This window comes from Bradyrhizobium acaciae (assembly GCF_020889785.1).
GTDB lineage: Bacteria > Pseudomonadota > Alphaproteobacteria > Rhizobiales > Xanthobacteraceae > Bradyrhizobium > Bradyrhizobium acaciae.
In genome coordinates, this window is record NZ_JACMYK010000015.1 from 26,442 (window position 1) to 47,924 (window position 21,483).

Consider the following 21,483-nt stretch of genomic DNA (forward strand, 5'->3'; position numbering starts at 1 on the left):
CGAGCACATGTCAGGTATTGGCCCCAAGCAGCGGTTGGGACATGCTCGTCATTGCCCTGCTGTCTGGAGTCGAGCAGATATGGACGTACTGATCCGTGCGGCAATCCAGTTGTGGGCACGCGCCTAGCCGAAGGTCAATGCTCACGGCTCGCGCTTTCCAGCGCCTTGAGCAGGTCGTCGATTTCCATGCGCTTGCGGAAATCGGGATCGACGAAGCGAGCCTTCACCAGCCCATCGCGCCCGATGACGAAGACCGCTGGGATCGGCAGCATCCAGCCGTCGTTGCCGTGAAACCGCGCCATATCCTGATAGGACAGCAGTCCCTGGATCTCCGTATCCAGCCAGATCGCCAGATTGAGGGAAAGCGCATAACCGTTGTCGAGATCGGTTAATACTGGGAAGGGCGCCGCGGACTCGGCCTTGAACTGCTCAGTATATTCCTGCGTCTCCGGCATGATGGCAACGATCTGCGCGCCCAGCGCCTCGATACGATCCTGCGCCTGGATCACTGCTCGGACGTTCAGCCGGCAATAGGGGCACCAATGACCTCGAAAGAACATGATCGCTACGGGGCCGTGCGCGATCAGCGAATCCAGCGTAACCAGGCGTCCTTTCTCGTCGGGCAACACGAAGGCCGGCATCACCTCGCCGGGCGAGGCGCGTTCTCTCCGCCACCATTCTCGGCTAGTCGCGCGACGAGACGGTCGACCGCCTCGCCATAGGCGGGAAAGATCTCGCGGCCGGCTTTCGCATAAGCCCGAAGCTGCTCATTCAGCGTCCCTTCCATGTCACGACAGCGCTGGAAGGCGAGCTTGAGCCGTTCTGCGTCGGCTGGGGAAAGGGATGTCATTTTCCGCTCCGGCAAGAGTGAGGTCTATTATTCGGCATTTCGTTCGCCTCGCAAGGGGCGCCCGTCATCGAATGGCCGATCCCCGTCAAACGGAAATGCCGATCCTCAATAGGTTCAATAGCCGCCGCCTATCGCACCGCGATAGCGCGCAGCTATCGGCTCCAGAGTCAGACGGTATTTCACCTCCTTGAGGAGGCCGTCCATCCTCGTGTGGTCCAAAGTTTACCCCGGAGGAAAACCTCATGAAACGTCAGATCATCCTGCGCATTGCGAATTTTGTCAGCCCCCTTCTGCTGTGCTGCCTCGTCCTTGCCGCCGCGACATCGCTCGCGCGGGCCGACAGCGACGATGGCATCGTCCGGGTGAAGAGCGCGGTGTCGATGCCCGAAGCGATCAGCCGCATCAAGGCGGACATTTCCACCAAGGGCATCAAATTCTTTCTTGAGGTCGATCAGTCGAAACTTGCCGCGGATGCCGGCATCAAGCTTCGACCTTCGACATTGCTCATCTTCGGCAATCCTCCGCTTGGCACCCAGTTCATTACCGCCAATCCCAATGCCGGCCTCGATTGGCCTGTTCGCCTGCTCCTCACGCAGGACGAGAACGGCGACGTCTGGGCTGTGTGGACCGACTTCGACTGGATCGCCAAGCGGCACAACATCCACAATCGCGAAGCGCAGTTCAAAATGGCCACCGTGGTCGTGAAGTCGATTACCTCGACGATCACAACGAAGTAGCCACCGATCGCACCGGCGCCGGCGCGGCTTGGAATGCGCCGTCCGGATGCCCAAGCGAAGCTCTGATGAGACCGCGGAGAACCTTCCATGACCAGCGAGAGATTCGACGTGGTGATCCTGGGTGGCGGTAACGCCGGTATCGGCGTGACCGGTCCGGTCCGGCGCGCCGGCTTCTCGGTCGCGATGATCGAGCCGCGTGAACTTGGCGGTACCTGTCCAAACCGCGGCTGCACGCCGAAGAAGATCCTGGTCGCTGCGGGCCAGGCCCTGCACGATATTGATCGCGCGTCCGTTCATCACATTGCAGTTGGCAAGCCCCGGCTGAATTGGGGGGCACTGATCGATCGTGAGAAGGCGATGATCACGGACATTCCGTCCAACCTCGCCCGCGCCATGCGCGCCGAGAAGTCGAGGTTATCAGGGGTAAGGGTGTCTTCGTTGCCCCCGACACCATCGAGGCCGGCGATCGCGTGCTCCAGGCCAAGCACATCGTAGTTGCCACGGGGTCCAAGGTGCGGCTGCTGCCGATTCCTGGTGCCGAGCACATGATCACCTCAGACGAGTTACTGAGCGAACGTGAACTGCCGAGTTCGGTGATATTCGTCGGCGGCGGCGTAATCTCGCTGGAATTCGGGCATGTTTACGCGCGGGCTGGCACCGCGGTGTCGGTTCTGGAGGCCCTGCCGCAGCTCCTCCCCGCCATGGACTCCGATGCCGTCGCGCAACTTCACGCCGAAAGCGAACGCATCGGCATCCAGATCAGGACCGACGTCAAGGTCCGGCGGATCGAGCAGGTCGGCCACCGGCTCCGGGTGGTCTTTACGGATGGCGACATCGAACAGGCGCTCGAAGCGGATCGCGTCGTCAACGGCGTCGGCCGGATAGCCAATGTGGATGCGCTCGATTTGGCGGCAGGCCGGGTGGAGCAAGTGAACGGTTGCATCGTCATAGATCGCTACTTGAGGTCTGCTTCAAACCCTCAGGTCCACGTATGCGGCGATGCCGTTCCTGTCTCGCCCCAACTGTCCCCGCTCGCGACCTACGAAGGTGAGATAGTAGGTCGCAATATCGTCAATGGACCGCGTCACGCGCCCGATTACGCGGGCATCGCGACCTCGGTCTACACCGTGCCGTCGCTGGCTGCTGTCGGCTTGACCGAAAACGCTGCACGGCAGACCGGTTCGGCCATCGATGTGCACGTCAACGACATGCGCGACTGGTTCTCGGCTCAATCATATGCCGAGACCGTCGCCTGGTCGAAAATAATCGTCGACCGAGCCAGCGACCTGATCCTCGGCGCGCACTTCGTTGGCCATGCCGGCCAGGAGCTCATCAACGTTTTCGGCCTCGCAATCAAGTTCGGCATCACTGCGAAGCAACTACGCGACAACGTCTACGCCTATCCGACCTTTTCGGCCGACATCAAGCACATGCTCGGGCACGCATAGCGATCCGCTATCGTTTCGAGAGACAGACGGCATTTCAAGGCGCGGTCAACTTCGTCGAAGCTGCACCCATAGCCGCACCAACGAGGTTACGGCGAACAAGGAGAACTCCCAATGCTCAAGACCTTTAAGCTATCCCATGCGATGTGGACCGGAGCTGCTCTTGTCGGCGCGCTTACGCTCGCCACGCAATCGGTGTTCGCCGGCGAATGTCCGGCCAGCAAGATCAAGCCGAATGCTCAACCGATGGTCGACTACAAGCCCGTTGGCGTAACCGACGTCACGCTCGGGTCCATCGATCTCGGCAAACAGCCGGCGCATATCGAGGGCCGCGAGTTGCGCTTCCGCAAGCTGACGATTGAGCCTGGCGGCATTGTCCCCTGGCACAGCCATGACGACCGGCCGGCACTTATCTTTGTGCAGCAGGGCGAGATCGTCGAATACGCTTCCAACTGCATCGACCCGATCGTGCACAAGGCTGGCGACCTCCGCCCCGAAGTGTTCGGGACCACACACTGGTGGAAGAATCTCGGCAAGGAAACGGTCATTCTGTATGTCGGCGACGTCCGCAAGGATCCGGCCGACCACAACATGTAACGAGCGCCCCCAGCCCCGGCCTCGTTACCAGATGTGACGACTCGGAATCCCCCGTGCTCCCCCGCGCGCCCGGGCGTCACATCGTCTTTCGAAATGAGGAGATGTCGCGCAATGACCGATCTATCCACGAGCATGGAGCCGGTTACGGCCGAGATGCGCGAGCATTCGCCAGGCGTTGCGCTTCGATCACTTGTGATCGGACTGACCGCATTCCTGACCGTCGTCGACCTGTTCGCAACCCAGGCGATTCTCCCGTCTCTTACGCGCCACTACGGCGTAACCCCGGCCGCGATGGGATTTGCGGTCAACGCCAGCACGTTTGGAATGGCAATCTCAAGTCTCGTCGTAGGGTTCTTCAGCCCGCACATCGATCGACGACTCGGCATCCTTCTCAGCCTCTCGCTTCTGGCGATACCCACAAGTCTGCTTGCGATAGCACCTGGTATTGCCGTTTTCACGATCTTGCGCGTCGCGCAGGGTCTATTCATGGCTTCGGCCTTCACACTGACGCTTGCCTACCTCGGTGAGCAGTGCAGCGCTATGGACACCGGCGGAGCATTTGCCGCCTACATCACGGGTAACGTGGCCAGCAATCTGATTGGCCGACTGATCTCCGCCGCGCTTGCCGACAGTCTTGGCCTTGCCTGGAACTTCTATTTCTTCGCGGCCCTAAACCTCGCCGGCGCTGCGCTGGTCTACTTCTCCATAGACCGCGTGGAACCGATGCAATCGGTTACCGCGAACGACTCACCGGTTCGCGCCATGCTTGAGCATTGGCGAACGCCACGGCTGCGCGCTGCGTTCGGCATCGGTTTCTGTATTCTGTTCGCCTTTATCGGCACCTTCACGTTCGTCAATTTCATTCTGGTGCGACCGCCACTGTCGCTCGGCATGATGGACCTTGGCTTCGTTTACTTCGTCTTTCTGCCGTCAATACTCACGACACTGCTCGCCGGAAAGGTTGCCGTTTGGCTCGGCAGTCGCATGACTGTCTGGATCGGCCTCGGCGTTGCCGCTGTAGGCCTTCCTTTGATGCTGACGTCTCATCTGCCTCAGGTTCTAACTGGAATGGTCCTGGTCGGCGTCGGGACGTTCTTTGCGCAGGCCGCTGCGACCGGTTTTGTCGGTCAAGCTGCGGCTAGAAACCGCGGGATTGCGAGTGGCACCTATCTCGCTTGCTACTTCCTTGGAGGCGTGGTGGGCACCGCCGTTCTAGGGCGACTTTTCGACTCGTTAGGGTGGATGGCCTGTGTGTTCGGCGTGGCCGGCGCGTTGGCCCTCGCCTCGCTGCTCACGGCGAGGCTGACGCCATCGCAGTGATGAGATCGCCGGCCGAGCATTCGTACCTGCATCTTATGCTCATTTCGGCGATGCGGCGCTCCGCCCCCGCAGACACTCGAGCTCATATCCGAAAATCGTAGTTTGGCGTGCAAAATCGTATGATTGGTAGCGGGGAGCGGCTCGAACCCCCGACAGTCTTTCGCTTTGAAGCTCCGCATTTGAAAAGCGGGCTGCGCAAGCTTCGATGCCCGGCAAAAATTCTTTTGAAAGAACATAGGCGTGCCCGCGCCGAGAACCCTCCTGTTTTATTTTTGTCGGCGAATACGTGCGTCATCCTGCTGGTATTTGTGCTGGTATCGGCACCAATCGACGACAAAAGTGGGTTCAAATTCAAATGGTTATGGTACTAGGCAATTGTCGGCCAGGGGCATCACGGAAAAAACTGCAGTAATAACAATAACATAAGGCGCTAGTCCGATTCCGGATTTCCCCGGAAAGCTGTCGCGACGGATTGAAAACCCAAGCATAAGCCCACTGCAGCGGTCCGCTTTGCTGGTATTTTTGCTGGTATCGCCAAGCCAAACGCGCCGCGGCGAATTTCGCTATCCCGAACGACGGAATCGAGTAGATGGCCCGCAAGAATGATGGCGCCGTGGGTGCCAACCCACAACAGATCTCACTAATCTCGACTGTCGCCGCGCGACCGAAATTCGACATGAGCGACGGACCGCCGGCGCTTTTCGACTCGCGCACGAAGCTGATGCAGCATTGGGCTGATCGGAACTGTTTCGATCCCAAGAAGTCGATGCCGACAAGGTAGGCGCGCAGGCTTGAGTCTCCTAACATCAGGCTGGTTGAGCTTGTCCAATTCAACCCGCGGCAAGCTCAGGTGATAGTCGTCGAACGCTCGTGCATGACGCGCCGGAGAGCGGATCGATTTCGCAGCGCTTTTGCAACGCGTTGCGCTTGGCCACCTGAGATAAACCGCCGCGCGTACATACGCCGTGACCAAGAGATCGTCTGCGCTCCTGACCGCTGCCCTCCGAAGGCAAAGGTCACACGTTCGAATCGTGTCGGGCGCGCCAGCATTTCAGGCACTTGGCGGTGTTTTCCGACTCGGCAGTTTCGCTTCGCGTAAGCAGCGCGGCAACAGGACGGCCGCCGGACCTCCCCGACGACGATGCCAATCGCTTCCATCGATCATGGATGATCGGTCAGAGTAAGCGGAAATAGGCCTCTGAAATGCCCCCACCGGGTGACGTCGGCAGAGCCGCCGTTACCTGGGACAGCAGCCGGGCTCACTATTTCACCTTCTGCTTCTCGGCTGGAGCGAGCACCACCGAGGCCTCGGTGGTCAGCACCCGGAAAGTGAACGTCTCCTCGAAATAGAGATCGACGGTTGTGTCGGTGTGGTTGAGATAGCCGATCGAGAGGTCTTGGCCGATATCCAGCTCGAAATCGCCTCCTCGCGTCGTCAGAACAAAAGCGCCACGGATAGCAGGCGCCCAGAAAACGCCGCCATCGACGATCCGTTCGACATGGTGAAAAACCGGGTATCCCTCGTCGCTTCCGCCGCTGGCCGCCGTGTACGCGTCCGCCCCAAGGACAAGGGCATACGGCCCGTTGCATCCGGCAAGCCTGAGTTCACTGACCGCTTGCGCGACGGCACTTGGATAGGCTCCTGCATTTGTCGGAAGCACAAGCCCGGAGTTGCTGCTGGCCTGGCGAATGCCCTCGATCCCGGCAGCCGCATATCCATCGAAAATTGCCCGGTCCTCCGCCAATGCAATTTTGCGGGCAGCGTCCTTGACGGGCGTCCAATCGGCGTCCAGGGCGCCACGCTCAACGTCATCAATCTGTTGGCGCGAGAGTTGGAATGGAACGCGCAATTCGACGAGTGCCTTCACCTCGCGCTGCTGAGCCGCAATCCCCTCGCCTGGAGCCTGGAGTTGTTTGACATGGCCGATCCCTACCGCAGATAAGCCGCTCCCTTTGGCTTCGGGGACGTCAACCACACGCCGGCCCGCAAGGTGTCGCTTCAGGGTACGGGAAGCTTCCTCCTCGATTTGAGCCCATGCCGCGTCGGATATTGGAGCGAGGTGCCGGTGGAGATTATTCATGGTTCGCCTTCTTCTTTAAGGAGCCAATTCCAAGCGACCCGTCGCTGACGGGCGGATGTCTACGCGCGGTATCCAACGAATCTGCCCCACGCCGCTCAACCTCGACCGGCGCCTCCGCGCTGGACGCCGTGATCCCGTTGTCTTCCGGCGAAACATCGTCGAGAAATGTTGCTGACGGCACGTAGAACAGCGAGCCCGTAGCGGCGCGGCTGAAATCCAGCAGCCGATCGTAGTTGCCAGGCGGTCGGCCGACAAACATGTTCTCGAGCATCTGCTCGATCCGGTGCGGCGAGCGAGCGTAGCCTATGAAATAGGTGCCAAATTCACCCTTGCCGATCTCGCCGAAGGGCATGTTGTCGCGCACGATCTCGAGCTGCTCGCCATCTTCGATGATCGTCGTCAGGACATTATGGGCGTAGGGCGCCTTGGCCGAATCCTGCTGCTCGATGTCGGACAGCTTGTGGCGACCGATGATATTCTCCTGCTCCGAGATGGATATGGCGTTCCATCGCTTCACGTCGTGCAGATACTTCTGGGTGATGACGTAGCTTCCGCCAGCGAATGCAGGATCCTCTTGTCCAATCGTCGTCGCGTTGACCGCATCCTGATCGGTCGGGTTTTCGGTTCCGTCGACGAATCCGAGCAAGTCGCGATCGTCGAAGTATTTGAATCCATGAACCTCGTCGATCGTCGTGACGGCCGTGCCCACTCGGGACATGATCTGCGAGGCGAGCTCGAAACACAGGTCCATGCGGACGGACCGAATATGAAAGAGCATGTCGCCTGGCGTGGAAACAGCGTGATGCACCCCGTGGATTTCCTTGAAGGGATGGAGATCCCTTGGCCGCGGATGACCAAACAGTCGATCCCAGGCATCGGAGCCCAAAGCCATCACACATGACAACCGCGCTTCGAGATCGCGAAATCCAACCGCCCGCAGCAGAGACGACAGATCGGCGCATAGACCGCGAACCGCAACTTCACTCTCCTTTCCAGGATTGATCCTGACGACGAGAAATATCGCGGCTCGCGTCAATTTCGCGATGACTGGTTGTGGTACGACGGGTGGCACGATCACTCCTTGGCGGCCGATCCGGAGCCCCTCAATGCGCCGGCGCGTCCGTCCGCCCGCCCGAACATTGCGCCGCGGCGTCGGTGCCGCGGGCCTTCCGAACGAGGCGTGGAATAACCGGCAACGCGATCGAGATAGCGGAGACACCAGGCCGCGGCGTCCCTTGAGGTGTATTCACTCCGGCTGGTCAGGCCGAGACCCGGTCAATCCATATCCCGAAAGGCATGGCCATCGGCCTTGACACCCTCGATCACACTCGGCGGCAACAGATCCTGAGCGGAGGTCCCGTCAAAAACCCAATCGCCCTTGTCCGCGAGGTCCGGGAGCTGCGCGCCCTTGCGGACGTAGATCCCGATCGCCGGCTTCTTCACGTTGATGTAGAGATCGTATTCTTCCATTGTGTCGATGCTTCCCTGTTGCTCTGTCGGCATTTCATCAGCTATGGAGCAACCGCCATGCCAGTCCGAGTGCATCGCGATATCAATAGCTTATGTCAATCTGACCAACCGGTTCTGACAAACTGTCCACCCGGCAAGGACAAATTGTCCAAACCAGGCGCGCAGCGGCTCACGCGGCCTCGAGTCAGCTGCCGTTGACGTGAAGTCGAAAGGCCCTGCCAGACAAAGGCTGTCGCGGCGATCCCGCTGCAATCTCCCGGCTATCCGAGATTGACCGGACGGCCCGACGGTTCTTCTTCCAGTGTCAGCGCAACATCGGCATTGGCGGATAGACGCACCTTGTCGCCCTCGACGCCGGCGACGAAGCCCAATTCGATATAATGCTGATGACCTTTGTGATGCCCGAAGCTGTCACTCTTCTTCAGCTTGATGCGATCGCCTTCGACCCGATCGACTGTGCCGACGTGCACGCCGTCAGCGCCGATGACTTCCATTCCGCCGTTGATCTTGTTCATGACCGTACCTCTCCCTTGGTGTCGATTGCGATTGTCGTGTGAGCGATCATCCGCGTTCCGACTGCGTGGCCGCGGACTGTTCGCACCTACTGCTATTTGACGGGGCGTCCAGACTTTTCCTCCTCAAAGAATTCGACGATGTTGGCATCGGAGCAGAGTCGCACCTTGTGATCCGTGATGCTGTCCACGAAATCCATACCGATATAGTGGTGATGTCGTTTGTGCTGATGGCTGCCGCTTTCGCTCTTCTTCAGCTTGATGCGATCACCCTCGACGCCGTCGACGACGCCGATCTGCACGCCGTCAAACCCGACGACCTCCATGCCCTCTTTGATCTGATGCTTCTTCATAGGTTGCACCTGCTCGCTCCATGCTTTTCCCAAGCCTGACGCTTAGATCGCCTCGTCATCGTCCGGCGGCTTCACGGCCTTGCCGTTGAACGTCAAACCGTCCTTCCCGGAGGAAATCTGCACTGTGGAGCCGTCGCGGACATCGCCGGCAAGCAACATCTCAGCCAGCGGATCCTGCACGTAGCGCTGGATCACTCTCTTCAGCGGCCTGGCGCCATAGGCCGGATCCCAGCCTTTCTCAGCCAGCCAGGTCTGGGCCTTGGCATCGAGCGACAGCGCGATCTTGCGTTCGTCGAGGAGCTTGCGCAGGCGCGCAAACTGAATATCGACGATCCGCCCCATGTCGTTCTTCTGCAACCGCTGGAACAGGATGATCGCGTCGACGCGGTTGAGGAATTCCGGCCGGAAATGCGCGCGAACCATCTCCATGACCTTGTCGCGAACGGCGCTGGTCCTTTCGCCTTCCCCCTGGTTGACGAGATATTCGGCACCCAGATTCGACGTCATGATGATGAGGGTGTTGCGGAAATCGACGGTACGGCCCTGGCCGTCGGTCAGGCGGCCGTCGTCCAGCACCTGCAACAGCACGTTAAAGACGTCCGGATGCGCCTTCTCGATCTCATCGAACAGCACGACCTGATATGGCCGTCGCCGCACGGCTTCCGTGAGGACACCGCCCTCATCGTAGCCGACGTAACCCGGGGGCGCGCCGATGAGCCGTGCGACCGAGTGCTTCTCCATGAACTCCGACATGTCGATACGAAGGATTGCGTGTTCATCGTCGAACAGGAACTCCGCAAGCGCCTTCGCCAATTCCGTTTTACCAACACCGGTGGGACCAAGGAACATGAACGAGCCCATCGGCCGGTTCGGGTCCTGCAGTCCTGCGCGAGCCCGCCGCACAGCCGTCGACACGGCGCGAACGGCTTGCGTCTGCCCGACGACGCGCTTGGCGATCATCTCCTCCATCTGGAGCAGTTTTTCCCGCTCGCCCTCCAACATCTTGTCGACGGGAACGCCGGTCCAGCGCGAGACCACCTGGGCTATGTTGTCGGCCGTGACCGTCTCGCTGATCGAGCTGTTCTCGCTGGCCTCAACCGCAACCAGCTTCTTCTCAAGTTCGGGAATCGTGCTGTAGGACAGCTCGCCTGCCCGCTGATACTCACCTTTGCGTTGCGCGTTCGCGAGCTCCGTGCGCAGCTGCTCAAGCTGCGCTTTCATCTTCTGGGCGTCCGAGAGCTTGCTCTTCTCGGCCTGCCATTTCGTCGTCATGTCGGCAGAGCGCTTCTCGAGATCAACCAGCTCCCCGTCGAGCGTTTTCAGACGGCTCTTCGATCCGGCATCGCTCTCTTTCTTAAGCGCTTCCTGCTCAATCTTGAGACGCACGATTTCACGGTCAAGCGAATCCAGTTCCTCCGGCTTGGAGTCGACCTGCATCTTGAGCCGTGCCGCCGCCTCGTCGACAAGATCAATGGCCTTGTCCGGAAGAAACCGATCGGTGATGTAGCGGTTAGATAGCGTCGCGGCGGCGACCAGCGCGGCGTCCGAGATCCGCACGCCATGATGCTGCTCGTACTTGTCCTTGAGGCCGCGCAGGATCGATATCGTGTCCTCCACCGTGGGCTGCGACACGAAGACCGGCTGGAAGCGGCGGGCGAGCGCGGCGTCCTTCTCGACGTGCTTGCGATATTCGTCGAGCGTAGTCGCACCCACGCAGTGCAACTCGCCGCGAGCCAGCGCCGGCTTCAGGAGATTGGAAGCGTCCATCGCGCCATCGGTCTTGCCCGCACCGATGAGCGTATGCATCTCGTCGATGAAGAGGATGATCCCGCCATCCGCAGACGTCACCTCGGAAAGCACCGCCTTCAACCGTTCTTCGAACTCGCCGCGGTACTTGGCGCCCGCAATCAGGGCGCCCAGATCGAGCGCAAGCAGTTTCTTGTCTTGCAGGCTTTCGGGCACGTCGCCGTTGACGATCCGCAAGGCGAGCCCTTCAACGATGGCGGTCTTGCCGACACCCGGTTCGCCGATCAGGACGGGATTGTTCTTGGTCCGGCGTGACAGAACCTGGATTGTGCGGCGGATCTCCTCGTCGCGGCCGATCACCGGGTCGAGCTTGCCTTCACGCGCGGCCTGCGTCAGATCGCGGGCGTACTTCTTCAGTGCGTCATATGCATTCTCGGCTGACGCGCTGTCCGCGGTACGGCCCTTGCGGAGCAAATCGATCGCAGCGCCAAGCGCTTGGGCATTGACACCGCCCTGCGCCAGGATCTTCGCCGCTTCGCTGTTCTTGTCCGTAGACAAGGCCTGCAGCAGGCGTTCAACGGTGACGAAGCTGTCGCCGGCCTTTCCTGCCAGATCCTCGGCGGCGGTAAACAGGCGCGCGGTATCGGGCGCCATGTAGACTTGTCCCGCACCGGAGCCGGACACTTTCGGCAACTTTGCCAAAGCCGCTTCCGTCGCGTGCAGGATCGCTCGCGAATTGCCACCTGCCCGGTCAATCAGACCGGCGGCCAGGCCCTCATTGTCGTCGAGCAACACCTTCAGCACATGGAGAGGCGTGAACTGTTGGTTGCCCTCCCTTGTTGCCAGAGACTGCGCCGACTGGATAAAGCCCTGCGCGCGGTCGGTATATTTTTCAGCATTCATGGCGCCGCCTTTCAGACCCGAGGCCTGTCGTCAAATGGTCAGGAACGAAGTTGCGATCCGGCTCGTGTTGGCGCAACGGGCTGCATATCAGTATGACTCGCCCCCGTCTCAACGTGGCGCCGCTCGGACGGCCGCTGACCGCGCGATCTTTTCATCGAGGCGTTTTCTCAGCCTGGCGACTTCAACAACCATCCGCTCGTGAGTACCTCTGCCCACCCCCTCGATTTCATCGACGGCGCTGACGGCAAACATGATCCGGCGCCCTTCGACCGCCGTGACCTCGGCAATCGCGGTCACCGTCTGTCCGACTGCAGTCGCAGCAAGATGCTGCACATTGACCATGGTGCCGACCACGCTCTCACCCGGCTCGAGATAGTCACGAACGGCATTCAAGGCCGCGTTCTCCATCGCCATGATCATGACCGGCGTCGCCAGCACCGGCGGCAGGATGCTATCCTTGACGCGGTTGGCGAGGTGTTCGGGCTTCACGACGAGCGCGAAGCGTCCAGTTGCGCCAATCGGTACGACCTTCATTGATCACGCCGCCTGCTTGAAGAGATCATGGACATATTCCCAGTTCACGAGGTGGTCGAGAAACACCCTGATGTAATCCGGCCTGCGATTGCGATAGTCGATGTAGTAGGCGTGTTCCCACACGTCACAGCCCAATATGGGCTTTGCTCCATGGACGAGCGGGTTCTCGCCGTTGGGTGTCTTCACGACGATGATCTTGCCGTCCTTCACCGCCAGCCAGCACCAGCCGGAGCCGAACTGTCCGACACCGGCAGCGATGAACTCTTCTTTCATTTTTTCGATCGAGCCGAAGTCCGCCTTGACTTTCCTTTCGAGCATCCCCGGCAAGGCTGCTCGAGCGTGCGGCTTCATCCATTTCCAGAAGTAGGTGTGGTTCAGGTCCTGGCTCGCATTGTTGAATACGGGAACGTTGTGCCCGAACGAGCCGATCACGACATCCTCCAGGCTCATTCCTTCCCATTCGGTGCCCTTGATGAGGGTATTGAGGGCATTCACATACGCAGCGTGATGCTTGTCGTGGTGATACTCCAGCGTTTCCGTCGACATGTATGGAGCGAGCGCATCATGTGCGTAAGGCAGATCGGGAAGCGTGAAGGACATGGACATCTCCTCTGGAGAGAATATCGGCGACGACATGGTGATTGCCACACGACCGCGCTGCTGCCCCGAGATCCTGAGCAACTCATGTGCCACATCGGAAATTCTACGATATCAATCAGTTGCGTCGCAGGAGGGCGGTGCTTTCGGACAACTTGTCGAAAGCAAGACGGACAAAATGTCCTGCGTATCGCTTTGGAGCACGGCTCACCAAACTGAGGATGAGGATCGCTGGTCAAAAGCGGCGTTCGATATGGGTCGAAATCGAATGAGGGCGATCGGTCAGCAATGACCGGCCCTCTGCGACGGCTATTTCGCTGAATCGACCAAAACGGTGCGAAAGGTGCGGCGCAAGCTCCGTAAGCCCTTCGGAGCAAAGCACCGAAACGACGGCGCGGTTAGTCGGCCTCATCGAGTGGCGGTCGAGCCACGCGAAATCCATGCGCGTCCGCAAAACGAAGCGCCTCGACGATCATCGTCTTCACGACCTTGGGCTCTTCATCGTGACTGAGCTCGTACTCCAACAGCATTGAGGCAAACGCCTCCTCGTCAACCTTCTCCAGCGCGTCAGCCAGTTCAATCAGCGTCATCACGCATCTCCTCGATCGCGGTCTCGCCTGCCTCTGGTGCACCGAGGCACCCGGCTCGCCTACGCCCCCTGATCATACATGATCGCGAGGGCCGCAAGGGCAAGCAGGATGTACTCGCCATTGTAGTCGGCGTCCTCGTCAGTCGAGAGATCGAATTGCTTCCACACGCCGTCCCGCTTTCCGGCGTCACGCTCGGCAACGACCTTGACGGCGACCTCGCGGATGGCATCGAACTGCGAGAAGTCGAAGTGCAGCCCCTCGTCGTCCATGAACAGCCCGTGGCTCTGCAGAAAGGCCGCCATCGGCATCGTCGTCTCACTGATGTAAAAGAGCAGGTCGTCCGCTTGCAATGGCCGGTCCTGCGCCTGCGGCACGAGACCGACCTGATTGATGAGCAGATGCGCTTTGGCCTGCATATCCTTCGATAGCTGCTGATTGGACACAACGGTCATTTCTGAAGCTCCTCGCTCTTCACGTAGCGGCCGAGAGCCGTCACTTCCGACAGAACAACATCGCTCAGCCTGGCATCATTTGACGCGGCGCCCCTGGAAGTAACCCTTGTTGGTGGTGTTCTCGCGAATGTTTGCTGTGTCACCTTGTTCCGCGTAATTGTCTTCACGCTGCTTCGACGACGTATCCTTCTTGACCTCGGGGTCGCTGCCGGTGCCCTTCGGGCTGCGGCTGGCCGGCGGAACAGGGGGCATTTTTCCGTGATGACGTGGCATTGCTCCGTCTCCTTCTCCTTGACCTCAGACTCATTGTTGCACTCAATTGAGGCTCCCACTGCCCCTCGCGATTCCAGCAACCGCCATGCCAGGCGAGGCGTCATGCGATATCAATCGCTTAGTCACTGCAACGAGGAGCCGACGGACAATTTGTCTTTGCAGCGGGACGAAATGTCACCGACTCTTCGGTCACCATCAATCCTCGGCGGGCAGCCAGACCGCAAAGGTCGTACCCTTGCCGGGTTCGCTCTCGACGGAGATCTTACCACCTTGGCGCGTTACGAGCATCTGGCTAATGGACAGCCCTAACCCGGTTCCCTCCCGCCTCTTGGTGGTGAAGAATGGATCGAAGATCCGCTGCATCACGTCCGGCGTCATGCCGCCACCGGTGTCCGTCACATCGATCACGACGCCACGGCGCCTTCCCTCATTCCGGTCGAAGGTTCGAATCGTCAAACGCCCGCCTCCGGACGTTGCATGAATTGCGTTGACGAGGAGATTGACGAGCACCTGCTGCAATTCGGTGCGGTTCATCGAGATCAGGCGTGAGGCGTGATAGTCCGTTTCGACGCTGATCGTCGTCTTGTTCAGCAGATGTTTGACGAGCGGCAGCGTGTCGGTGACGACGACGGCAGGATCGTATTGATCGGTAAAGCCGGCATACTCCTGCGGCTTGGCGAATTGCAGGAGCCTCGTCACAATTTCACTGACGCGATGCATCTGCTCGTCGATGAGCCGAAACTCGGTTTTTGCTTCGTCCGCCTTGGCCCCCATCATGTCCCTGATGATCTCCAAATTGCCCTGCATCACCGCAATGGGATTGTTGATCTCATGGGCGACACCCGCAGTGATTTCACCAATTGCAGCGAGCTTTTCCGACATGATCAGCTGCTTAGTGGTCGCTTCCAGTTGCTGGTTCGCATGCACGAGCTTGTTTGTGCGTTCCTCGACGCGCTGGTTGAGCTCCTGGTTCCATTGCCGCAGCTGGGCATCGCGCTCGTGGATCTGATCGAGCAGTCGATCCAGATGAACCGCAACCTGCTCGATCTCGTCGCGCCCATCGACGGGTCCGGTTCGTGCGCCTAATTCACCGCCTTCCACTTTCGAAATCGTCGTCGTCATCCGCTCGAGCGGCCGGAAGATGCTCGCCGCCCATGTCAAAAACAGCGGGACAGTCAATGCAACCGCAACGACAAATGCCAGGGCGATTTCCAGAACCGTCCCGCGCTTTGCCGCGGCGAACGGTTGCCGGAGATAGCCGGCGTAGAGCATTCCGACGCGGCGATTATAGCTGTCAAGAATCGGCTCGTAGGCGGAGATGTACCAGTCGTTGACGACGAATGCGCCATCGAGCCACGTCTGGCCGCGATCGAGAACCGCATCTCGAACCTCCGCAGAGACACGCGTGCCAATTGCCCGCTGCCCTTCGAACATCCTCACATTGGTGCTGATACGTATGTCATCGAGAAAAAGCGTAACGGTCCCGCGACTGCCTTCCGGCAAACCCGCCCCGGAATAGATCAGGTCGTTGATCGTGTCGACGAACGCAAGGTTCTGATTGAGAAGCATTCCACCAACCAGCGCGGCCTTCCGTCCATTCGGCAGCGAAACCGGCGTCGCCGATTGCAATACCAGCCCGCGGCTCTCTTGCGTCCGCGTGGTCGGCGCACTTCCAGGTGTCGCCACGATGTCGATCTGGGCGCGCTTCGGAAGATCGGTGGAGATCGCCGCGAGCTCCATCGATTGAAACACATCAATCGCGGTTCGCGCTCGTCCCTCGAGCGCCGCGCTGATGACAGGCCAATTCCATCGCGGCACGGCCGCCATCTGATATTCACTCGCGACGACCGCGCCATCGTCAGCGACAACGTAAAGAAAATCAAAGCCGCGAGCCTGTGCGATGTCCTTGAGATAATCGCTCAGAGCGCCACGCTCATAGCCCGGCGTTTGCACAATCGACTGAAAGCGCGCGGAGTTCACTGACGATACCAGATAGTCCTCGGTGTTCTCGAAAATTCGTCCGAGATATTGCCTGGCGATCGTCAGGTCGTCATGGACCTTGGACGTCAATACCGCGTCGAGCCTCACGTTCCAGCGATAAATACTGATTCCAAGCAGCAGCGGAAGAATGACGAGCATCGGCAGGAGTGCCATCGCCAGCAGGCGATACCGCACGGAGGCCTTCGGGGAAAAGCTCGTTATCAGAGTTGCCAGCTTGCGCATTTGCGGTCGATCGTTTTGCGCGAGATCCCGAGACGGCGGGCCGCTTCCTCACGGTCGCCGTCCGACTCGCGAAGCACAAAGAGGATATGGCGCCGCTCCACATCGGCGAGCGTGATATCGCTTGTGGATCTTTCGCCCCGCGACTTTAGATAATCCTCCCGGAACTCACCGAGGATCACCGTCCGCTCGATCAGATTGCGCAGCTCCCGTATGTTGCCTGGCCAATCGTACTGCGAGAGAAACGTCCGCATTCCGGCGTCAATTGGAACGCGCGGCATGCCAAGCTGCTCGGAAATCTCACGCATAAAGATCTCGGCAAGCTCGAGCACATCCTGATCGCGGTCCCGAAGGGACGGAAGATCAATCTGCATGATGTTGATACGAAAATAGAGATCCGCACGAAAGGTGCCTGCGGCAACCCGCTTCTGCAGATCGGCGTTGGTCGCGAAGACATAGCGGGCGTCGATCGGGACCTCTCGCTCCGAGCCGACGGGACGCACCCGACGATCCTCAAGCACGCGCAACAGCTTGCTTTGCAGCTGGTATGGGAGCTCGCCGATCTCGTCCAGGAAAAGAGTGCCTCCTTGCGCGAACATGAACAGCCCCTCTCGGGCCTTCCCTGCGCCTGTGAACGCCCCCCTCACATGGCCAAAGAGTTCGCTTTCAATCATTTCTGAGGGGATCGCCCCGCAGTTGACCGGCACGAACAGCTTGTCCGCCCGGTTGGACAGGGAATGGAGCGATCGAGCGGCAACCTCCTTGCCTGTCCCGGACTCGCCGGTAAACAGAACCGGCGTCGGCAACGGCGCCACCCGAGCGATAGTCTCCCGCGCCTTTTGAATTGCTGCGGATGCTCCGAGAAGTTTGTTTCGCAGATACAGCTGCTGCGAGGACGACTTCAGTTCATGGCGCAGCACGAAATTCTCCCGCTGCAGTCTCGCCCGGTCGAGGCAACGTGCAACGGCATTGAGCAATTGATTGGATCGAAATGGCTTGATGACAAAATCAATGACGCCGATGCGCAGTGCGCCAATTGCCGTGTCGAGATCGGCATAGGCGGTCATAAGGATGACATCGGTGAAGAACCCGATCGCCCGCTGCTCCGCAAGCCAATCCAGGCCAGTCTTTCCGGGCATGACGTTGTCGAGGATGACGACGTCGAAATGCTGCCCATCGAGCTTCCGCGATGCATCCTTGGCGTCCGCGGACTCCTCGATCAGCCTGCAGCGCGGTCGCAGGAGTTTGACGAGGAAATTGCGCATGCCCGGTTCGTCGTCCACGATCAGGATTGAGGCTTGCGCAAGCCAAGGTCCGAATTCCGGTTCGGCAACGTCACGCGGGGCTTCCTCAGACATCCATATCCCTCCCGACTCCGCCCTTGACGACCACCATCTCAACGCAGGGCGAAGGCTGTCTCCAGCGCAATGAAAAGCGAAGGCAAAACAGTATGCCTACCACAAGCCGCGCCGAGCCATAAGTCATTCCGCTCCTCGGCTGGATCGCGAGCATCGCAGCAGGCACTAGCCGGCGATTGACGCCGTCGTCCGCGATCGTCAATTCGCGATAGAGAAAACGTCCTGACGTTGGCATCCTGTTCCCGCCCATCTCTGGGTTGTTCTCCAAGGCGACGACGCTTTCGCGTTAACGCTCGCGCAGGTTACTCTTCTCCGGTCGGTGTCGGGATGAACGAGGACTTCCCGAAGGGCTCGGTCGTCACCTTCCGGTCGTCACCGAGGAAGACAGGTGCCAGATCCTCATCGACCATGATCTTCGCAGCCTGCGGCGTTTGCGGGCTCCCTTCAACGTCAAGGCGTGTCGCCGCCTCAAAGAGCAACGCCCTCACGTCATCGGACGACAAGACATTCTTCACGAGGAGCGTGCGGACCAGGGCCTCAAGCACCAAGCCAACAATCGGTCCGTTGCCGAGCGTGCGTTCCATTGAATAGCTGCTCCCTACTGCCTATCCCCCCAATCGATCGTGGTCACGCGGTCTGTCAGACCTTTCGTGAATCGCCGTCAAATGCGGCACGCACCAACGCGAAGGCCTGTCGGACACCATGCAGCTGATCGATGAGATGGAGGATTACGTCGATGCCCTCATCGTTGACGCCCAGATCGCTCTTGAGATCGCGGATCAGGTGCGCGCGGGCCACATCCGCGTCGGAGAACTGCGTGCCTGAAGCCGCCTCGGTCGGAATCAGCCATCGTTGCTCCAGCCAGAATTCGAGTGTCTGCACCCGCAGCCCCGAGGAGATCAGAAATTCCTGCTTGTTCAGGGTCATTACAAGGTGCCTTCGCGCGGATCGAATTCTTTCCCCTTGGCCCAGTTCTCGACGAACGCTTCCAATTCCGGATCCGGCGACTTCGGCAGGACGATCGTCAGCTTCACCAGTTCGTCGCCGGCACTCCCGCCTCGGCGCGGGGCGCCCTTGCCTCTGAGGCGCAGTGTGGTGCCTGTGTTCGATCCCTTCGGCACCGCCATGGTAACATCGCCGGTCGGTGTCGGCACCCGGATTTGACCGCCCAGAACCGCCTCGGTCAACGAGATCGGCACTTCGAGCAGAATGTTGTCGCCGTCACGCGTGAAGCGCCGATCCGGCATCACCTCGACTTCGATGAGGGCATCGCCTGATCCGCCCTTGCCGGCGCCGGGAGCTCCCTTGCCCTTCAGGCGCAAGACCTGCCCGTCGACCAGGCCCGGCGGAATTTTCACTTCCAGCGTCCCGCCGTCGGGCAGCGTGATTCGCTTGGTTGCACCGCTGATCGATTCGACGAACTCGATCGGCAGGCGATAGTGCAGATCTTCGCCGCGTCGATTTGCGCGTGCGCGTTGTCCACGCCGCAGCAGATCGGCGAATGCCCCCTCCGAATCCATGAAGTCGGCAAAGCCGGCGCCGCTCGTGTAAGCATGCTGGTCTCCGGCGTCGGCGTAGTCGCGATAGAAGTGATGCTGCGGCCGTTCAGCTGCCGTCGCGTCGATCTCACCATTATCGAAGCGCTTGCGCTTGTCAGCATCGCCAAGCAGGTCATAGGCGCCGGCCGCTTCCTTGAACTTCTCCTCTGCGGCCTTGTCGCCAGGGTTGAGGTCAGGATGCAGCTTCTTCGCAAGCTTGCGATAGGCCTTTTGTATTTCGGCGGCCGAAGCTGAGGAGGACACTCCCAACACGTCGTACGGGTTCTTGGCCACTCACCGCTCCCGACCACGATGATGCTTCGACATGGCGGAGACCGCGCCTGTTACTGGCAGCCAACGACCAAGCTGCAAATCTAGATTATTCGACATGGCCGGGCTCCACGTATTTGGGGTAGTTCTTCAGTTGTTGAGGCGTCATTCGGGCGGGATCCGGCGCGCCAGGGACACCACGCGGACCCAGCTGAGCCCGCACGATGTCGTCTTCCGTCAACCGCGGCTTGCCGTCGTCGAGTTGTCCATTGCCTCCGAGACTCGCTGCCATCGCCTTCCAACCTCTGCACGCTTTTTCTTCAACGATGTTCCAGTCGTCGCTGGCCTGACAAGAACCGCCCGCGTCACGCTCAGCGTTGCTCAGGCCGCCGCTCCTCGGGTCTTTCACCGGAACGCTCCTCTCCCGCGGGCCCATGGCGTGGAGGCGCACCCATCTCCTGGCGCTGCGGCTCTGGCATCACGGCTGGGGCAGTAGGTCTGGCCTCGATTTCCGGCCTGGCCGCCGGATGAGCCATGGGTTGGGGGCGAGGCTCCGGCCTCGGCGCAGACTCCGGCCTTGCCTCCGGCACGCGGATGTCCTCGCGCCTTCGCTCTTCCGGAGGAAGAGCTCTCGGGGCCGCCTCAGTCAGCGGCGTTCGTTCACGCTCGGATTCGCGAGGCGCAGCTTTTCCGGCTTCATCCGCTGGCGACTTGCGGGCCGGCGCGGGCGCCTCCGCCGGACGTCGAGAATCTTCGAGACGCTGCCGCCCGGGATCCTCGGGACGCGCGCCCCTCAGATCTTCAGGCCGAGGCTTGTCCGTGTTCGACGGCATCACCTCGGCGGGTGGGCGGGGCCGAACAATGTCTCGCCCGTTCAGCACTGCTGGACGTGGCGTGGCCACCACGGGCGGTGCGCCGCCGTTTGCCCTGTTGAACAGACGGGTGTCGTGGCTCGCGACCTCGACGTGCTTACGTTGCAGCGGCGTGGGTGCGAAATGTTGTTCCTTGGCGATGGTTCTGTCCGCAGCTGTCGGACGAGCCTCGATGCCGCCTCGTCCACCATTGAAGCTGACGTTGTTCACCGTCTCATTGACGACGACGGTTTTCTGATAGACGTTTCTGATCGTCACGTTCCGGATGTTGTTGACGGTGCTGTTGTAGTAGAATTGGCCACGATCCCAGCGGCCGCCTTCGTAGCCGATGCCCGAATAGCCGAAGCCATAGTTGACGCCGCCGTAAAAGCCGACGCGTTCACCCCAATAGCCTGGGTGGAAAATGTAGGCTCCCGCAAGCCAGCCCCAGTAGCCCGGGGTCCATAACAGGCCCGCTCGCGGTGGCTGCACCCAGGTTCCCGGCACCCAATAGTAGTCGCCGGCATCCTCGTCCCACGACCAGTATCCCGGAGACCAGAGATAGCCCGGCGCGGGCACGGGGGGCTGTTCGTAACGAGGCAACGGCGGCGGTGGCGTTTCCACGGCCGTGACTTGGGAGCAGGCTGCCTCCTGGGACAACGCCGCCGTCGGCACGACGCATTCGCTTCCAAGCAGCAAGACAGCGAAAACTAAAGGAGATGTCGTCGTCAACAGTCGCTTCAACATGAGAACCTTGGCGAGAAAGCGTTGTCATTCGCGTGATGC

The 21,483-nt window shown here is 60.2% G+C and carries 25 protein-coding genes and 1 pseudogene; 7 read left to right on the plus strand and 19 right to left on the minus strand.

Annotated features, from left to right (window positions below):
* Positions 1-134: 134 nt before the first annotated feature.
* Positions 135-850 (minus strand): annotated as a pseudogene (locus tag H8A92_RS09445) (peroxiredoxin-like family protein).
* Between the two features lie 242 nt (positions 851-1,092).
* On the opposite strand from H8A92_RS09445, the gene H8A92_RS09450 reads away from it, so the two are divergent.
* The 6 genes from H8A92_RS09450 (at position 1,093) to H8A92_RS09475 (ending at position 5,730) form a co-directional block, all read left to right on the plus strand.
* On the plus strand, positions 1,093-1,587 hold the full coding sequence (locus H8A92_RS09450; RefSeq protein WP_229195554.1) for a DUF302 domain-containing protein: 495 nt from the start codon (positions 1,093-1,095) through the stop codon (positions 1,585-1,587).
* An 87-nt stretch (positions 1,588-1,674) separates the two neighbouring features.
* Positions 1,675-2,082 carry an FAD-dependent oxidoreductase gene (locus tag H8A92_RS40765; protein ID WP_274613306.1) on the plus strand — a complete coding sequence of 136 codons (408 nt, stop codon included), beginning with the start codon at positions 1,675-1,677 and terminating at the stop codon, positions 2,080-2,082.
* Positions 2,040-3,035: a dihydrolipoyl dehydrogenase family protein gene (locus H8A92_RS40965; protein WP_338026523.1), complete on the plus strand. Its 996-nt coding sequence runs from the start codon at positions 2,040-2,042 to the stop codon at positions 3,033-3,035. Before H8A92_RS40765 ends, H8A92_RS40965 begins: the two co-directional genes overlap by 43 nt.
* Before the next feature lie 111 nt (positions 3,036-3,146).
* Complete coding sequence (locus H8A92_RS09465; protein WP_229195555.1) at positions 3,147-3,629, plus strand: cupin domain-containing protein; 483 nt, start codon at positions 3,147-3,149, stop codon at positions 3,627-3,629.
* 111 nt (positions 3,630-3,740) lie between these two features.
* The gene (locus H8A92_RS09470) at positions 3,741-4,949 is read left to right on the plus strand and encodes an MFS transporter (protein WP_229195556.1); all 1,209 of its coding nucleotides are present in this window, start codon (positions 3,741-3,743) and stop codon (positions 4,947-4,949) included.
* Between the two features lie 589 nt (positions 4,950-5,538).
* Entirely contained in the window at positions 5,539-5,730 is a 192-nt protein-coding gene (locus H8A92_RS09475) for a hypothetical protein (protein WP_229195557.1), read from the plus strand.
* Between the two features lie 481 nt (positions 5,731-6,211).
* On the opposite strand, the gene H8A92_RS09480 is transcribed toward H8A92_RS09475, so the two are convergent.
* The 8 genes from H8A92_RS09480 to H8A92_RS09515 all read right to left on the minus strand — a co-directional run bounded on the left by H8A92_RS09480 (position 6,212) and on the right by H8A92_RS09515 (position 13,148).
* The gene (locus H8A92_RS09480) at positions 6,212-7,030 is read right to left on the minus strand and encodes a family 1 encapsulin nanocompartment shell protein (RefSeq protein WP_229195558.1); all 819 of its coding nucleotides are present in this window, start codon (positions 7,028-7,030) and stop codon (positions 6,212-6,214) included.
* Complete coding sequence (locus tag H8A92_RS09485; protein ID WP_229195559.1) at positions 7,023-8,102, minus strand: Dyp-type peroxidase; 1,080 nt, start codon at positions 8,100-8,102, stop codon at positions 7,023-7,025. Before H8A92_RS09485 ends, H8A92_RS09480 begins: the two co-directional genes overlap by 8 nt.
* A gap of 203 nt (positions 8,103-8,305) precedes the next feature.
* Positions 8,306-8,575: a hypothetical protein gene (locus H8A92_RS09490; RefSeq protein ID WP_229195560.1), complete on the minus strand. Its 270-nt coding sequence runs from the start codon at positions 8,573-8,575 to the stop codon at positions 8,306-8,308.
* 185 nt (positions 8,576-8,760) lie between these two features.
* A complete protein-coding gene (locus H8A92_RS09495; RefSeq protein ID WP_229195561.1) occupies positions 8,761-9,015 on the minus strand; it encodes a DUF2171 domain-containing protein in 255 nt (84 codons plus the stop codon).
* A gap of 92 nt (positions 9,016-9,107) precedes the next feature.
* Complete coding sequence (locus H8A92_RS09500; protein WP_229195562.1) at positions 9,108-9,365, minus strand: DUF2171 domain-containing protein; 258 nt, start codon at positions 9,363-9,365, stop codon at positions 9,108-9,110.
* Positions 9,366-9,407: 42 nt separating this feature from the next.
* Positions 9,408-12,014: an ATP-dependent chaperone ClpB gene (gene clpB, locus H8A92_RS09505; RefSeq protein ID WP_229195563.1), complete on the minus strand. Its 2,607-nt coding sequence runs from the start codon at positions 12,012-12,014 to the stop codon at positions 9,408-9,410.
* 108 nt (positions 12,015-12,122) lie between these two features.
* Positions 12,123-12,548: a thioesterase family protein gene (locus H8A92_RS09510; protein WP_229195564.1), complete on the minus strand. Its 426-nt coding sequence runs from the start codon at positions 12,546-12,548 to the stop codon at positions 12,123-12,125.
* 3 nt (positions 12,549-12,551) lie between these two features.
* Positions 12,552-13,148, minus strand: a complete 597-nt coding sequence (locus H8A92_RS09515; RefSeq protein WP_229195565.1) for a superoxide dismutase — start codon at positions 13,146-13,148, stop codon at positions 12,552-12,554.
* On the opposite strand from H8A92_RS09515, the gene H8A92_RS09520 reads away from it, so the two are divergent.
* Positions 13,147-13,437: a hypothetical protein gene (locus H8A92_RS09520; protein WP_229195566.1), complete on the plus strand. Its 291-nt coding sequence runs from the start codon at positions 13,147-13,149 to the stop codon at positions 13,435-13,437. The two genes, H8A92_RS09515 and H8A92_RS09520, sit on opposite strands and share 2 nt — an antisense overlap.
* A gap of 106 nt (positions 13,438-13,543) precedes the next feature.
* On the opposite strand, the gene H8A92_RS09525 is transcribed toward H8A92_RS09520, so the two are convergent.
* The 10 genes from H8A92_RS09525 to H8A92_RS09570 form a co-directional block, all read right to left on the minus strand.
* On the minus strand, positions 13,544-13,735 hold the full coding sequence (locus H8A92_RS09525) for a hypothetical protein (protein WP_229195567.1): 192 nt from the start codon (positions 13,733-13,735) through the stop codon (positions 13,544-13,546).
* Positions 13,736-13,794: 59 nt separating this feature from the next.
* Positions 13,795-14,151 (minus strand): hypothetical protein, encoded by a 357-nt coding sequence (locus H8A92_RS09530; RefSeq protein WP_229195568.1) that lies wholly within the window; start codon positions 14,149-14,151, stop codon positions 13,795-13,797.
* A 111-nt stretch (positions 14,152-14,262) separates the two neighbouring features.
* Positions 14,263-14,460: a hypothetical protein gene (locus tag H8A92_RS09535; protein ID WP_163152004.1), complete on the minus strand. Its 198-nt coding sequence runs from the start codon at positions 14,458-14,460 to the stop codon at positions 14,263-14,265.
* Between the two features lie 195 nt (positions 14,461-14,655).
* Positions 14,656-16,683, minus strand: a complete 2,028-nt coding sequence (locus H8A92_RS09540; RefSeq protein ID WP_229195569.1) for a sensor histidine kinase — start codon at positions 16,681-16,683, stop codon at positions 14,656-14,658.
* On the minus strand, positions 16,662-18,038 hold the full coding sequence (locus H8A92_RS09545; protein ID WP_229195570.1) for a sigma-54-dependent transcriptional regulator: 1,377 nt from the start codon (positions 18,036-18,038) through the stop codon (positions 16,662-16,664). The genes H8A92_RS09540 and H8A92_RS09545 overlap by 22 nt, the downstream gene beginning before the upstream one ends.
* 302 nt (positions 18,039-18,340) lie before the next feature.
* Positions 18,341-18,622 carry a hypothetical protein gene (locus tag H8A92_RS09550; protein ID WP_229195571.1) on the minus strand — a complete coding sequence of 94 codons (282 nt, stop codon included), beginning with the start codon at positions 18,620-18,622 and terminating at the stop codon, positions 18,341-18,343.
* 55 nt (positions 18,623-18,677) lie between these two features.
* Positions 18,678-18,959, minus strand: a complete 282-nt coding sequence (locus H8A92_RS09555; RefSeq protein WP_229195609.1) for a chaperone modulator CbpM — start codon at positions 18,957-18,959, stop codon at positions 18,678-18,680.
* A 5-nt stretch (positions 18,960-18,964) separates the two neighbouring features.
* On the minus strand, positions 18,965-19,870 hold the full coding sequence (locus tag H8A92_RS09560; RefSeq protein ID WP_229195572.1) for a DnaJ C-terminal domain-containing protein: 906 nt from the start codon (positions 19,868-19,870) through the stop codon (positions 18,965-18,967).
* An 85-nt stretch (positions 19,871-19,955) separates the two neighbouring features.
* Positions 19,956-20,138: a hypothetical protein gene (locus H8A92_RS09565; protein WP_229195610.1), complete on the minus strand. Its 183-nt coding sequence runs from the start codon at positions 20,136-20,138 to the stop codon at positions 19,956-19,958.
* Between the two features lie 79 nt (positions 20,139-20,217).
* Positions 20,218-21,444, minus strand: coding sequence for a YXWGXW repeat-containing protein (locus H8A92_RS09570; RefSeq protein ID WP_229195573.1), 1,227 nt, complete (start codon positions 21,442-21,444; stop codon positions 20,218-20,220).
* Positions 21,445-21,483 lie beyond the last annotated feature (39 nt).